Source organism: Blastopirellula sediminis (genome assembly GCF_020966755.1).
Classification (GTDB): domain Bacteria; phylum Planctomycetota; class Planctomycetia; order Pirellulales; family Pirellulaceae; genus Blastopirellula; species Blastopirellula sediminis.
Genome location: NZ_JAJKFT010000010.1, coordinates 3,541,727 through 3,555,356, shown reverse-complemented (window position 1 = coordinate 3,555,356; position 13,630 = coordinate 3,541,727). Strand labels below are relative to the sequence as shown.

At 61.1% G+C, this 13,630-nt stretch carries 8 protein-coding genes; 3 read left to right on the top strand and 5 right to left on the bottom strand.

Features of this window, described 5'->3' with window-relative positions; genetic code table 11:
• Nucleotides 1-107 precede the first annotated feature (107 nt).
• From hisB to rlmKL, 4 genes are all read right to left on the bottom strand, one after another.
• Nucleotides 108-701: an imidazoleglycerol-phosphate dehydratase HisB gene (gene hisB / locus LOC68_RS26055; protein WP_230224627.1), complete on the bottom strand. Its 594-nt coding sequence runs from the start codon at nucleotides 699-701 to the stop codon at nucleotides 108-110.
• Nucleotide 702: 1 nt separating this feature from the next.
• Nucleotides 703-1,764 (bottom strand): histidinol-phosphate transaminase, encoded by a 1,062-nt coding sequence (gene hisC / locus LOC68_RS26050; RefSeq protein ID WP_230224625.1) that lies wholly within the window; start codon nucleotides 1,762-1,764, stop codon nucleotides 703-705.
• Nucleotides 1,765-1,788: 24 nt separating this feature from the next.
• Nucleotides 1,789-3,150 (bottom strand): histidinol dehydrogenase, encoded by a 1,362-nt coding sequence (gene hisD, locus LOC68_RS26045; RefSeq protein WP_230224623.1) that lies wholly within the window; start codon nucleotides 3,148-3,150, stop codon nucleotides 1,789-1,791.
• Nucleotides 3,151-3,257: 107 nt separating this feature from the next.
• Nucleotides 3,258-5,447: a bifunctional 23S rRNA (guanine(2069)-N(7))-methyltransferase RlmK/23S rRNA (guanine(2445)-N(2))-methyltransferase RlmL gene (rlmKL, locus tag LOC68_RS26040; protein WP_230224621.1), complete on the bottom strand. Its 2,190-nt coding sequence runs from the start codon at nucleotides 5,445-5,447 to the stop codon at nucleotides 3,258-3,260.
• Between the two features lie 182 nt (nucleotides 5,448-5,629).
• Between rlmKL and LOC68_RS26035 the strand changes: the two genes are divergently transcribed.
• The 3 genes from LOC68_RS26035 (at nucleotide 5,630) to LOC68_RS26025 (ending at nucleotide 12,133) form a co-directional block, all read left to right on the top strand.
• Nucleotides 5,630-6,658, top strand: coding sequence for a threonine aldolase family protein (locus tag LOC68_RS26035; protein ID WP_230224612.1), 1,029 nt, complete (start codon nucleotides 5,630-5,632; stop codon nucleotides 6,656-6,658).
• A 220-nt stretch (nucleotides 6,659-6,878) separates the two neighbouring features.
• Nucleotides 6,879-9,926 carry a serine/threonine protein kinase gene (locus tag LOC68_RS26030; RefSeq protein ID WP_230224605.1) on the top strand — a complete coding sequence of 1,016 codons (3,048 nt, stop codon included), beginning with the start codon at nucleotides 6,879-6,881 and terminating at the stop codon, nucleotides 9,924-9,926.
• 134 nt (nucleotides 9,927-10,060) lie between these two features.
• Nucleotides 10,061-12,133 (top strand): hypothetical protein, encoded by a 2,073-nt coding sequence (locus LOC68_RS26025; RefSeq protein ID WP_230224590.1) that lies wholly within the window; start codon nucleotides 10,061-10,063, stop codon nucleotides 12,131-12,133.
• 195 nt (nucleotides 12,134-12,328) lie between these two features.
• Here the strand turns inward: LOC68_RS26025 and aroF are convergent, their stop codons facing one another.
• A complete protein-coding gene (gene aroF / locus LOC68_RS26020; RefSeq protein ID WP_255679239.1) occupies nucleotides 12,329-13,330 on the bottom strand; it encodes a 3-deoxy-7-phosphoheptulonate synthase in 1,002 nt (333 codons plus the stop codon).
• Between the last annotated feature and the right edge of the window lie 300 nt (nucleotides 13,331-13,630).

Sequence of the window (13,630 nt, the reverse complement as noted above, 5' to 3'; positions counted from 1 at the left end):
GGTCATTCGGACGAATGATCAGCCGTTTTTTATTGAACTTCGCTAAAACCGCAAGCGTTGCAGGAAGCAAACGCTACAACCAATGCCAATTGAATTGCCGCGTTGCGCTATTCCGACAACGTTCCCTTGGTGCTCGGAACGCCCGGCATCCGCGGGTCGTGTTCCACCGCCATTCGCAGCGCCCGAGCGGCCGATTTGAAGATCGCTTCGGCGACGTGGTGGCTGTTGCGGCTATAGAAGACGTTGACGTGCAGATTGCAGAGGGCGTTCGCCGCCGTCGATTGCCAGAAGTCTTCGACCAGTTCGCTATCGAACTCGCCGATCTTCGGGGAATGGAACTGAGCGTTGAAGACCAGGAAGTAGCGTCCCGACAGATCGATCGCCGTGGTGCACAGGGTCTCTTCCATCGGCAACGTGAAGTGCCCGTAGCGGCGAATTCCCTTCTTGTCGCCGATCGCCTGGCGAATCGCCTGGCCCAAGCAGATGCCGACGTCTTCGACGGTGTGGTGCTGATCGACGTGCAAGTCGCCGTTCGCTTTGACCTTCAGATCGAAGCAACCATGCCGCGTGAACAACTCGAGCATGTGGTCGAAGAAGCCGACGCCGGTCGAGATTTCGCTTTTCCCCTCGCCGTCGAGGTTCAGTTCCAGTTCGATTTGCGTTTCGGCCGTTTGACGGCTGATTTTCGCGGTGCGCGACATCTTAAGCGATTCCTTGAGCCAACGCGGTTTCGATCAACATCAGACAGGCGTCAATTTGATCTTCGCCGCCGACCGAGATGCGAATTCCCGGTTCGTAATTCGGATAGTGCATGTATCGGACAAGCACTCGATTCTGTTTGAGAAACTCGTACAGCGCCTTCAGATTCTTCCCGGGGTAGGTCCCCCAGACGAAATTTGCCTGCGAGTCAGGTACGGTGAAACCGATTTCACGCATTTTATCGGTCATCCGCTGCCGCGTTTTGATCACCTTCGCCCGATTCGTCCGGAGCCATTCCTGGTCGTCAATCGCGGCCGTAGCGCCGGCGATCGACAGGGCGTCGCAGTTGTACGAGTCCTTTACCTTCATCAACTGAGCGATCACATGCGGCTGGGCGACGACATAACCAAACCGGAGTCCGGCGAGAGCATACGACTTGCTCAGCGTGCGGGACACCAGAACCTTGTCGTTCTGCTTCACCAGGTCGATGCAGTTCTCATTGGCGAAATCGACATACGCTTCGTCAACCAGCAAAGGGCAGGGGAGCGCATCGGCCGCCGCGGCGATTTGATCTTTGGGAACGACCGTACCGGAGGGACTGTTGGGGTTCGGCAGGAAGGCGAGCCGCAACTGATTGCTGCCGGTCGAAAAAGCTTCAGGCAACGACCAATCGTCGTTGAATGCGATCTCTTCGCTATCGGCGCCTTGGATCTCGGCCAGCGTCTTGTACAAGACGTAGCTGGGGGTCGGCAGACGCAGCCATTGGCCGGTACCGACGAAAGCGCGAGTCACGATCGTCAGAATATCGTCGCTGCCGTTACCGCAGAGGATCCAGTCAGGCTCAACGCCGAGCACTTCGGCGGCACGCATCCGAAACGAGGTCGCCATCGGATCGGGATAACGTTCGAGTCCCTGATCGAGACGTTCTTTGATCGCGCGATTGACCGCGGCCGACGGCGGATACGGATTTTCGTTGGTGTTCAGCTTGATGAACTTGCCGGCTTGCGGCTGTTCGCCCGGCACATAGCCGGCCATCGCGTCGATCTCAGGTCGCACGAAAGACATAGCGCAGACTCGAAGGTAGGAGAATTAGGAAACGCGAATATCAACGCTGCGGCGGTGGGCGGTCAGCCCTTCTTTGTCCGCCATTCGCTGCACGTGCGGGGCAATCGCGCGAATGCCCGCCTCGGTGTAATGAATCACGCTGCTGGAGCGGAGAAAATCGTTGGCCGAAAGTCCGCTCGCCCAGCGAGCCGTTCCGCCCGTCGGCAACACGTGCGAAGGTCCCGCAGCATAGTCGCCGAGCGCCACCGGAGCGTAATTCCCCAGGAAGGTCGCCCCGGCGCTGGGAATCTTGTCGAGCAGCGACTCCGCACTGTCGGTGGCGATGTGCAGATGCTCCGGCGCGATCTCATTGGCCAGTTGGCAGGCCTGCTCTTCGCTTTCGGCCAAGATCAAACAGCCGAACGCTTCCAGGCTCTGCACCGTCAGATCGCAACGTTCGAGCAATGCGACCTGACGATTCAGCTCGGCGTAAGTCGCTTCCAGCGTCTCAGGACTCCAGGTGATCAAGATACTGGCGCCCGGTGCGTGTTCGGCTTGCGCGAGCAAGTCGGCGGCGGTGTAGTCAGCGCGAGTCGTCTCGTCGGCGATCACCACCACTTCGCTCGGCCCAGCGATCGAGTCGATATCGACTTCGCCATAGACATGCTTCTTCGCCAGTGCGACGAACAAGTTGCCGGGACCGACAATCTTGTCGACCTGCGGAATCCCTTCGACGCCGTAAGCCATTGCGGCGACCGCTTGAGCGCCCCCCATTCGATAGACTTCGGTTACGCCCAGTTCATGACAGGTCGCCAGCAGGTCCGCGTTGTACGAACCAAACGGAGTCGGCGGAGCGACGACGACCAGTTCTTTGACGCCAGCCGCCAAAGCCGGTACGGCGGTCATCAGCACGGTCGAAGGATACGCGGCCGCGCCGCCAGGAACGCAAAGCCCGGCTCGCTGCAGCGGCAAGTAACGCTGGCGGAGGAAGATGCCGTCGGGCCGATCAACTTGCACGTCTTTGTGCAGGATCGCCGTTTGGAACTCCCAGATGTTCTCACGGATCTTGCGGATCGTTTCCAGAAACTCGGGCGCCGCGGCGGCATGCGCCGCTTCCAGCTCGGCCTGCGGAACGCGAATCGTTTCGGCCGTCAGCTTCTTGCCGTCCAGCTTTTCGCTGTAACGGAGGACGGCGGCCAGGCCTTCGGTCTGCACTTCGTGACAGATTCGCTCGACCACTTGCTGCGGCGAGAGGGGCTCGCCAAACGTTTCGATCGTTCGGCGGCGGCCTGCTTCGCTCACCACGTTTCCGCGGGGGCTCAGCTTTTCGCGAAGTTCGGCCAGACGTGCGGCGACGTCGTCCTGCCGGGCGTCGATACGAGCGATGTTCAAAGCGATTTCGGCCATCGGGCTTTCAAGCGGCGTTACAAAGGTGGGAAGTCGGTCCACAGGACAGGGAAGAGTCCCATTTTGTTCGCTGGAGGTCGATCACGAAAGGGTAGCCCCCGCCCAAACTAGGGGCGAACGACCATCCGCCAACAGCGATGGATTCGTTTATTCCGGAAATCTTCGGGGACGGTCCGTTTCGAGATCTCCCGAATCGAGACCCCCTCGAAAAGCGATTCGTCGAATTTGAACCGGCGGAAGTTGGTCGAAAAGTAGATCACCCCCTCCGGCGCCATCCGGTCGATCAGCAGCTCGAGCGCCTCGACATAGTCCTGCTGGACGTCCCAGACCGTCTCGGTTCGCTTGCTGTTGGAGAAGGTCGGCACGTCGATCACCGCCAAGTCGTACGTCTCTTCGACCGGAGCCCGCAACCATTCCATCACGTCCCCCTGCAGCAATCGATGCTCGGGACCACGGAACCCATTTCGCCGCAAGTTGCGATCAGCCCACGCCAGGTAGGTGGGCGAAAGGTCGACCGACGTAGTGCTGGCCGCTCCGCCATCGGCGGCGTAAACCGAAAAGGCGCCGGTGTAGCAGAAGAGATTGAGAAAATGCTTTCCCTTCGCCTCATCCCGCACCATGCCGCGCGCGACGCGGTGATCGAGGAACAACCCGGTATCGACGTAGTCCGAAAGATTGACCTCGAACTTCAATCCACCTTCTTCGGCGTCGATCGTCACGCGGCGGTCATCTTGCCGCTCATGCTGTTGATCGCCGCGCTGGACGACGCGGGTCTTGCCGAAGACATTCTCGCGCGGGATCTCCAGCGCATCGGCCGCGACGTCGGCCATCCGATCGAGCCACTCCGCATGTTGCGCCGGCGTCCGATCGTGAGGGCGTTCGTATTCGCTCAGATGCAAGTAATCGTGATAGCGATCGACGACGAGCGGGATCTCCGGAATGTCACGTTCATACAAGCGATAGCAATAGATCCCGCGCTTCGGCCAGCGGCGCAAGTGACGCTGAAGCTTGACCAAGCGATTGGTGAACAGTTCGGCCTGTTCGTCCGCTTTCGCCGTTAGCCCGCCAAAGGCCGGCATCGGCGCCGCTTCGATCTTCACTTCCTGCGGCGTATCGTCGACGTCGACCGTTTCAACTTCGGCCTCCGCCGGAGCCTGTTCAGTTTTCGGCGGACGCGGCCCGAAGAACTGATAAAGCTGGCACTCGATCCGGCCGTTGTAAATCTTCCGGCGGCGATCGGCGCTCTGTCCGATCAAGCGTTCAAACTGCGACTCGGCGGTCAGCACATAGTGCGACCATGTCGGCAAATGCCGCAGCACATGCGGGAACGACCTATAAAGCTCGATCAGTTCGCGGCGTTCGCCGATCCGCTCGCCATAGGGCGGATTGGTGATGACGCAGCCATATTCGTCATCGCTGCGCAGATCGCGGAAGTCGCGTTGCTCGAAAATCACATCGTGCGCCACGCCGGCGGTGTTGGCATGTTGGCGAGCCAGTTTCAAGACGTCAGCGTCGGTATCAAATCCCAGGAGCGGCCGATCGAGCTTTTTGAGCTTCGCCTTACGAGCGTCGGCTCGCAGGTCCGACATCATCTCGGGCGAGGTGAGGGGCCAACTTTCAAAGTCGAACTCGCGCGTCAAACCGGGGGCGAAGTTTCGCGCGATCAGCGCCGCTTCGATCGGAATCGTGCCGCTGCCGCAGAACGGATCGATTAGCGGACGCCCCGGCTTCCAGTAGCTCAGGTCGATCAGCGCGGCGGCGAGCGTCTCTTTCAGCGGCGCCGGACCGACCAACTTGCGATAGCCGCGCTTGTGCAAACTGGCGCCGGTCGTGTCGATGGTGAGCGTCGCTTCGTCTTCCAGCAGCGCCACTTCGACCGTGATTCGGGGACCGGTTTCGGGAAGCTCGCTGACGCCATGCTCGGCCAAGAGTCGTTCGACGATCGCCTTCTTCACGATCTTCTGGCAAGCAGGGACGCTCGAAAGTTGCGACTTCAGCGAACGTCCGTTGACCGGAAAGCAGCCGTCGGCCGGGATGAACTTTTCCCACGGTAGCGCCCGCACGCCGTCGAACAAGAGTCCAAAGTCATCCGCCTTGAACGCTCCCAAACGGATCAAGACGCGATCGGCGGTCCGGAGCCAAAGATTGGTCTTCGCGACGTCGGCCATTGTGCCGCGGAACAAGATTTTTCCCGAGCCGATGATCTTCGGTTCATAGCCCAGTTGTTCGATCTGGCGCGCAGCGACCTTCTCGATGCCGAACGCGGCGGCGGCCAATAAGTCGTAAGCGTCGTCCAAAGGACTCTCTGCGGCTAGCGGAAGGCTGCGGGGAAACCGTTCATCCTACTCGATTGGGGCCGCTTGGCGAATGACTCCGATAGCCCCCAATCCCCCGTCGGCTTGGCTGTTGGCGCAGAAAGCGGATAATTGAAGGACGGAACTTCCCTTTTTCGCCTCACTTCCGCCCAGAAGGCGCCGCCATGATCGACCTCCGCAGCGATACCGTCACGCAACCGACCCCGACTATGCGCACCGCGATGGCCAACGCCGAAGTGGGAGACGCCGTGATCGACATCGATCCGACCGTCGACCGTCTGGAGCGGATGACCGCCGAGCTGTTGGGAAAAGAAGCGGCCGTTTACATGCCGTCCGGCAGCATGACCAACCAGATCGCAATCCGGATCCACTGCAAGCCTGGGGACGAGTTCATCTGCGAAGTCGGTTGCCATGTGTACAACTATGAGCAAGCGGCCTTCGCCCAGCTGAGCGGCATCGCGACGCGCACGATCGAAGGGGAATATGGCGTTCTCAAACCGGAGCAGCTGAACAACGGACTGATCCGTCCCGAAAACGACCACATGGTCCGAACGCGCCTGGTTTGTCTCGAAAACACGCACAATCGTGGCGCCGGCAAGATTCAGCCGTACGAAAACGTCGAGAAAATCTGCCGCTGGGCGCACGACGCCGGGCTGATCACTCACTTGGATGGGGCGAGGCTCTTCAATGCCGTCGCGGCGACCGGCATCTCACTGGCCGATTGGAGCCAGCACTTTGACACAGTCAGCGTCTGCTTTAGCAAGGGACTCGGAGCTCCGGTCGGTTCGTGTCTCGCAGGTCCGGCCGACATGATGCGAGAAGCGCGTCGCCATCGCAAGCTATTCGGCGGCGGCATGCGACAAGCCGGCGTCATCGCGGCGGGGGCCCTCTATGGACTTCAGCACCATCGCGAACGTCTGGTCTACGATCACGAGCACGCCCAGGTTCTGGCCGCGGCGATTCGCGAATCGGCCCATCTGTCGCTGACGCCGGAGACGGTCGACACCAACATTGTGATTTTCCAGGTCGATCCGAAAATCGGCACCGCGGCCCAGTTCGTCTCTCAACTCAAGGAGGCCGGCGTCGCCATGATGGCGATCAGCGGCCAAGGAGTTCGCGCGGTGACCCATCTCGACGTCGCTCGCCCCCAGATCGAAGAGGCGGGCCAGATCTTGAAAAAGCTGGGAAGTTAACGCAACTTAACCCCCTCGAAATAGGCGGAGGGGTGAATAATTGCTACAACCAGTTGCGTATATAACCCTGAGGGAGCGAAGAACGCAGTTGCGTCCTATTTTTGCATTCTCTTTGCCGAGATACGTCAAAAGAATGTAAGCTAAAGAATTACAGAGACTTAACTGCGGCTGACGCCCTGTTTCCAACCCAAGCTTCCCACCTCGAAAAACTTCCGAGCGCATGGCCGTCGTTAACACCCACGACTTCTGGAAATTGTTGCTGAAAAGCAACCTGCTTCCCAAGGAGCGCTGCCAGCAACTCCACGAAAGTTTCAAGCAGCACGCCGGCGGAGACGCTGACTCCAAAAAGCTCGCAAAGTGGCTGATCGGCGAGTCGGCGATTACTCCGTACCAGGCCCGCGTCTTGCTCGGCGGCAAGTCAGGACCGTTCCAACTCGGCGCGTACCGCCTGATCGATCGGGTCGATTCGGGACCGCTCGCCGGCGCCTATCATGCCGAGCATATCGAATCGGGACATCCCGTTCTGCTCCATAAAGTTCCGAAGATGACGATCGCCGACGCCCCGCTCTGGGCAGTCGTGCAACAACAGATCCGCAGCCGCTGCGCCACGCCTCACCCGCATCTGTGGCGCTGCTTTGAATTGTTCGAAATCGGCGGCAACAACTTCTTCCTGGCGACCGAAGAGCCGACCGGCAATCCGCTACAGGAAAGTCGTCCCGGTCCGGGACAACCGGTTCCGGCCGCCGACTGTGCGCGTCTGGTTCGCCAAGCGACCTTGGCGATCGATCGGCTCCATAGCATGGGCATCATCCAGGGGAACCTGACGCCTGACGCCCTGTGGCTGGAAGCCAACGGCAATTTGAAGGTGATGAACAACCCGCTCGATTTGCCGCAAGCCGCCGATTGGAGCAAAGCAGACGAAGCTACGCTGCGCCGCGCCGATTACTCGGCGCCGGAGCTTGCAACGCCCGGCACGCCGCCGACTCGCTTGAGCGACGTCTACTCGCTCGGCTGCATCCTGTTCGATCTGCTCACCGGCAATCCGCCGTTCGCCGGCGGCGACTTGAATCAGAAGTTCAGCCGACATGCCGCGGAGCCGGTCGCTCAAGCGCCGCAGATCCCGCCGCAAATGTTTCAAACGCTCGCCTACATGATGGCGAAGAGCCCGACGGTCCGTTATCAAACGGCCGGTGACGTGGCGAACGCCCTGGGGGCGCTGGTCGATCCGTCGCAGCTGAATCCTCCGGTCGTGACCGCCCCGGCGACGCTTGGCGCCTACATGCAGTCGCTGCCGCAAGTGACGCCTCCGCCCAGCGCAACGCCGCCGCAGGGGATGCCGCAACATTTCTCGCCCCCTACCGCCGCTCCATTTCCTGGGGCTCCCGGCATGCCGATGCCCGGTGCGCCCGGAATGCCGATGCCTGGCGCTCCCCCGATGATGCCCGGCTACGGCGCTCCGCCGATGGCGACGCCTGTGGCGACGCCGGTCGCAGCACCGGTCGCCGCTCCCGTCGCGACTCCGGTTGGGGCCCCGGTCGCAGCCGCTGCTGTCCCCGGCGCCATTCAAGGGGAAAGCCGCGCGACGAGCCTGGCCGAGCGAGCCCGCAAAAAGAAGCAAGTCAAACGAATCACGCAGTTGGTCGTGCTCGCGATTCTGGCGATCGGAATGGGTGGCGCCGGGATCTGGGTGTTGCAAAACATGCCCGGCGAGAACGGCGACGTCGCCGATAACGATCCGACGCCGGTCACGGTCGATCCGAGCAATCCGCCGACAATTCCCGGCGGCGGTGGCAACACGAATCCTCCGCCAACGCCGCAAACCGGCGGCGAGATGCCGGTGCAGCTGATCGCCGACGATCAGCAAACGCTCTGGGCCTCCCCCACACAAGGCGCAGCGATCACGCTGGAAGGTTTGCCGAGCGGCGTGAAGAGCGTGTTGACCCTCCGCGTCGATGATTTGACCGGCAGCGAAGCAGGCCGCAAAGCGCTCGAGGCGCTCGGTCCGCAATTCAACGCCGCCTGGAAAGGTTGGGAAACGACCAGCGGGTTCAGCTGGAGCGAAGTCGAAACGGCGACCTTCGGCTATGGGCCAACCACGCCTGCCGCGCAGCCGACGATCGTCGTTCGCCTGAAAGGGCCGACCAACCTGATGTCGAAGTGGGGAGGCGCTCAGTCGGTCGGCCAGGCTCCTTCGCAATACTTCAAGCTTGGCGCCTGGTCGTTCTATCCGCTGCCGACCGAAAGCGGACGCGGCTTTGCGATGGGCGCCGACAGCGACATCGCTGCGATCGCCGCAACCGGCGGCGCCGCTCCGACGTTGCCGCTCGAAATGGAACAACTCCGCCGCTCGTCCGACGATGAGCGAACGCTGAATCTGCTGTTCGACGCGCGGTACTTGCAGTCGCCCCAGTCGCCCCTCAGTTCGGGAGCGCTCGCTGGTTTGAAAGAACCGGTTGGCTGGTTCCTGGGAGACATGATCCAAGCCGGTCTCGTCAGCTGCCAACTCGACGCGACCAACTGCTACACCGAAGGACGCTTTATCGGCTCGCTGGCGGCGGAACCGTTTGGCCTGGCCGAATCGCTGCGAGCGAGGATCCTGGGAGGCTCGAAGCTGGTCGCCAACACCATCGCCCAGCTCGGTCCCACTCCCTATTGGCAATCGCTGGGAGGCAAGTTCCCGACGATGCTGGAGTTCGCCCACAAGTTCGCCCGCACCGGTGCTGACGGCAAACAGGCGGTCATCAACATCGCGTTGCCGTCGTACGCCGCACCGAACCTGTTGGCGGCGGCCGAATTGACCATTTCGGCCTCGACCAGCGGCAGCGGCGCCGCGGGCCCGACAGCCGTGGCTGGCGGCGGTGGCGGCGCAAATGACCAGTCGGTCGAAGGGAAGCTGAAAAAGAAGATCAGCCTGGCGTTTCCGCAGAATTCGCTCGACTTTGCGATGCGGGATTTTGGGGATGAACTGGGCGCCCCGGTCAAATTGCTGGGCGGCGACTTGCAGTTAGATGGGATCACCCAGAACCAGCAAATCCGGCAGTTCAACATGATGGACCAGCCAGCCGAAGAGGTCCTGATCGCCCTCCTGATGAAGGCGAATCCGGTCACCACGGTGACCGCGCCGAACGAAGCGGACCAAAAACTTGTTTACGTAATTGCCCCAGATCCGGAGAATCCGGACGGCGACAAGGTTATATTGATTACTACCAGAGCCCAGGCCGCGAAGAAGAAATACGAGTTGCCTGCGCCTTTTCAACTGAAAAAATAACTCTGCCGGACTTTGATCCAAAGCATAGCGACGTGGAACCTTTCTCGATCCGATGTACGACCTGCCGGGCGCCTCTCCGTGTAAAACACGCGGAGTTGATCGGACAGATTCTACCTTGCCCGAAGTGCGGCAGCATGGTGCAGATCGTCGCCCCCAGTGCGACCACCGATCTCACCTCGTCGGAAGCGGCGACCGCCAAGACGGTTCAATTGCCGCCGACGAAGTCTTCGTCGGAAACGGTGAACCCATCCGAAACGAAGACCCGCTCGGCCAGCAAGACCGCCGCCAAGATGCCGGCTCCGCCAGCTCCCAAACCAGCGGCCGCTGCGGCGCCATCCGTCGCGGAAAGTTCGGAAGAGCTGTTTGCCGACGCCGCCGCGATGCTCTCAGGCGAAGTCCCGCCGACTGAAACGCCGGCGACACCGGAACCGGCTGCTGCGGCTGCTTCAACATCACCGGTCGAACCGATCGCCAGCGATGCTCCGGCCGTCGCTACGTCGACGAAGTTCGCCACCTATCGTCTGGTCGCGATGATCGGCGGCGGGGTGGTGGTTGGCGGTTTGCTGTTGGCAATGGTAATCCGCGCGATCCTGGTCGACGATCAGCCGGTCGCCCAAGTGACGCCGCCGGACGCGACGCCAGCGGAAGTCGCCGAGGAAACTCCGGCCGCGGAACCGGCCGCTCCCGCAGAGAAAATCGTCGAGACGACTCCCCCGATCAATCCGGCCGCCGAAGTCGCCGCCGCCAACGAACCGGAAGCGCCGGCCGCCGAGATGAAGCCGATGCCGGAAGAGGTCGCCGAAAAGCCGCCGGCCGAACTCCCGTTGGATGAGACCAAGCCGGGCGAGAATCCGTTCCTGTTTGACATGCCCGAAGGCGCCAAGCCGTCAAGCAAACCAGCGGCCGAAAACGTTGCTGCCGGCGAAGCCCCGGAGACGACCGACGATCAGCGGATGAAGTTCGCCAACGATCCGCTCACCGGCGTGCTCGGCGAAGCGTTCCCGCTGTTCGACGAATCGATGTTTGAAGCCCCGGCTTCGCAATCGCTCGCCGAATCGGCCGAACCGGAAGCGCCGCTTCCCGATCCGGCGACGATGCCGGCGCTAGAAGCGGTCGTCCAGAAGCCGGCCCCGCGCGCCGTTGACGTCAGCGCTCGCTTGAATGATCCGTACATCAACGCCCGGTTCCGTGACATCTCGTTGATGGATCACTTGCGCAACTTGACCCGCTGGAGCACGATTCCGATCTCGGTCGATCCGCTCGCGCTGCAGTCGGCCGACATCGCTGGCGACAAGAAGATCAACGTCAACCAAAAAGGGACCAACACCGAACGACTGCTCCGCGGCGCCGTCGAACCGCTCCGCATGTCGGTCGACGTCCGTGGCGATCAGGTCCGCATCGTCCCGTTGCAACAAGCCGGGATGAAGCCGCCGACCGTTCGCTTCCAGGTCGACGACCTGGCGAGCGACGACCCAGCGGTCGCCGAACTGGCCTACACGGTGACCCACCTCGTCGAACCGACCTCGTGGCAAGGCGCCGGCGGAACCAACACCTGCCGGACCGGGAAGAAAGAACTGCAGCTCGCCGCCGATTCCGAGGCCGTCTTCCAGTCGCTCGTACTAGTCGAAAAGCTGCGTGTCGCTCGCAGTCTGGCTCCGCGCAGCCGTTACGAAGAAAAGCTGTTCAAGCTAGAACCGCGCAGCGAACAAGCGGCGGCGCTGCTCGACAAGAAGGTGCAGCTCAGCTTCGCCGAGCCCGCCGAACTGCTGGAGATTGTCGAACAACTCGAAGGCTCGACCGGCGCGATCATCTTGATCGACTGGGAATCGCTCCTTCGCGAAGGTTGGAACCCCGACACGAAAGCGACGATGCTCGCCATCGACGTTCCGCTGCGTGATGCGCTTCACACGCTGCTCAGTCCGCTCGACATGGACTTCCGCATCATCGACGATCGCACCATGCAGATCGCCATGAAGTCGGACATCGCCCAACATGGCGACGTCGAGTTCTATCCGATCAGCGACTTGGCCGATGGTCCAACCCAAGCCGCAGCGCTCATCAATCGCTTGAAGAAAGATCTCGCGCTTCCCGACGATCCCCAGTTCGCGATGATCTACGACGCGCCGAGCAAGAACCTGTTGGTCCGCTTGCCGCAGGCCAAACAGGTCGAACTCGCTCAACTGCTCGCTAAGCTGCGCACGCTGTAGTTCTCTCCAACGTACGCAGCGATTTGTTACATGACAACTTTCTGGTGCCATGCTTTTGCCGCGTCTTCGCGGGATAAGCATGTCTTCAATGCGTATCGAACAGGACAAAGACATGCTCATCCGGCGAAGACGCCGCAAGAGCATGGCACCAACGAACCAAAAGTTTTCGTGTGACGCTTAACTAGTGATTGGGTCTTACATCTCAATCCCCAGCGCATCGGCCACTTTGCGGCACTTGGCCATCGTGTGGGCGAATTGCTCCAGGTTGAGCGATTGGTAGCCGTCGCTCATCGCTTCTTCCGGCTTCGGGTGGACCTCGATGATCAAGCCGTCGGCGCCCACGGCGACGCTCGCCGCACACATATCTTCAACCAGGTAAGCGTGCCCGGTGCCGTGACTCGGATCGATCACGACCGGCAAGTGGGTTTTCTGGTGCAAGTACGGCACGGTCGCCAGCGGCAAGGTGAAGCGGGTATGCGACTCGAAGGTGCGAATCCCTCGCTCGCACAGCATCACGTTCTGGTTTCCTTCGTTCAGAACGTATTCGGCGGCGAGCAGCAATTCGTCGATCGTCGCGGCCGGTCCACGTTTCAGCAGCACCGCTCGATCAACGCGTCCGCACGCTTCCAGCAAGCGGTAGTTCTGCATGTTGCGAGCCCCGATTTGCAGCACGTCGGCGTACTTGGCGACCAGTTCGACATCTTCCGGCGACATCACTTCGGTCACGATCGCCAGGCCGGTTTCTTCGCGAGCGGCGGCCAGCAGTTTCAGCCCTTCCTCCTTCATCCCCTGGAACGCGTAGGGGCTGGTGCGCGGCTTGAACGCGCCGCCGCGAAGCGCCGTGGCGCCAGCTTTCTTCACCGCTCGGGCGGTCGTGATCAGTTGCTCTTCGCTTTCGACCGAACAAGGTCCGGCGATCACTCCCAAAGAACCGGCGCCCACTTTCAAGTCGCGAACGACGACCTGCGTCGGTTCCGGCTTCACTTCACGGCTGGCGACCTTGTACGGCGCCAAGATCGGCATCACCGCGGCGACGCCGGGGCCGCTCTCGAGCGACTCTTTCATCTCTTCTCGTTTGTCGCCGATCGCCGCAATCACCGTCCGCTCGGCGCCGACGATGACGTGCGCTTTCAGACCTAGACTCTCTACTCGTTTGGCCATGTGTTCGATTTCCGCCTTTTCGGCTCCACGCCGCATTACCACGATCATTGCCTGGGTGCTCCGATGTTTTAAAAAACGCTGTAGTTTGCTGTAGGTAAACGAAAAAGGCCCTGAACTTCTCGGGAAGTTCAGGGCCTGCAAGGGACTCGTATTAGCGATTGTGCAGCTACGCAGTTCCTCCAGGCCCACCGGTAAAGTAGGTAAAGAACTGCCAAAAGTAGCTGTTGGTCACGATCATGTTGGTCATTATGACTAGCAGCGACAGGAACGCAAGTCGTTCTGCACGACATTCGTCTATTCTGCGTGAATCGTAACGAAAACGTCCAAACGGGGACG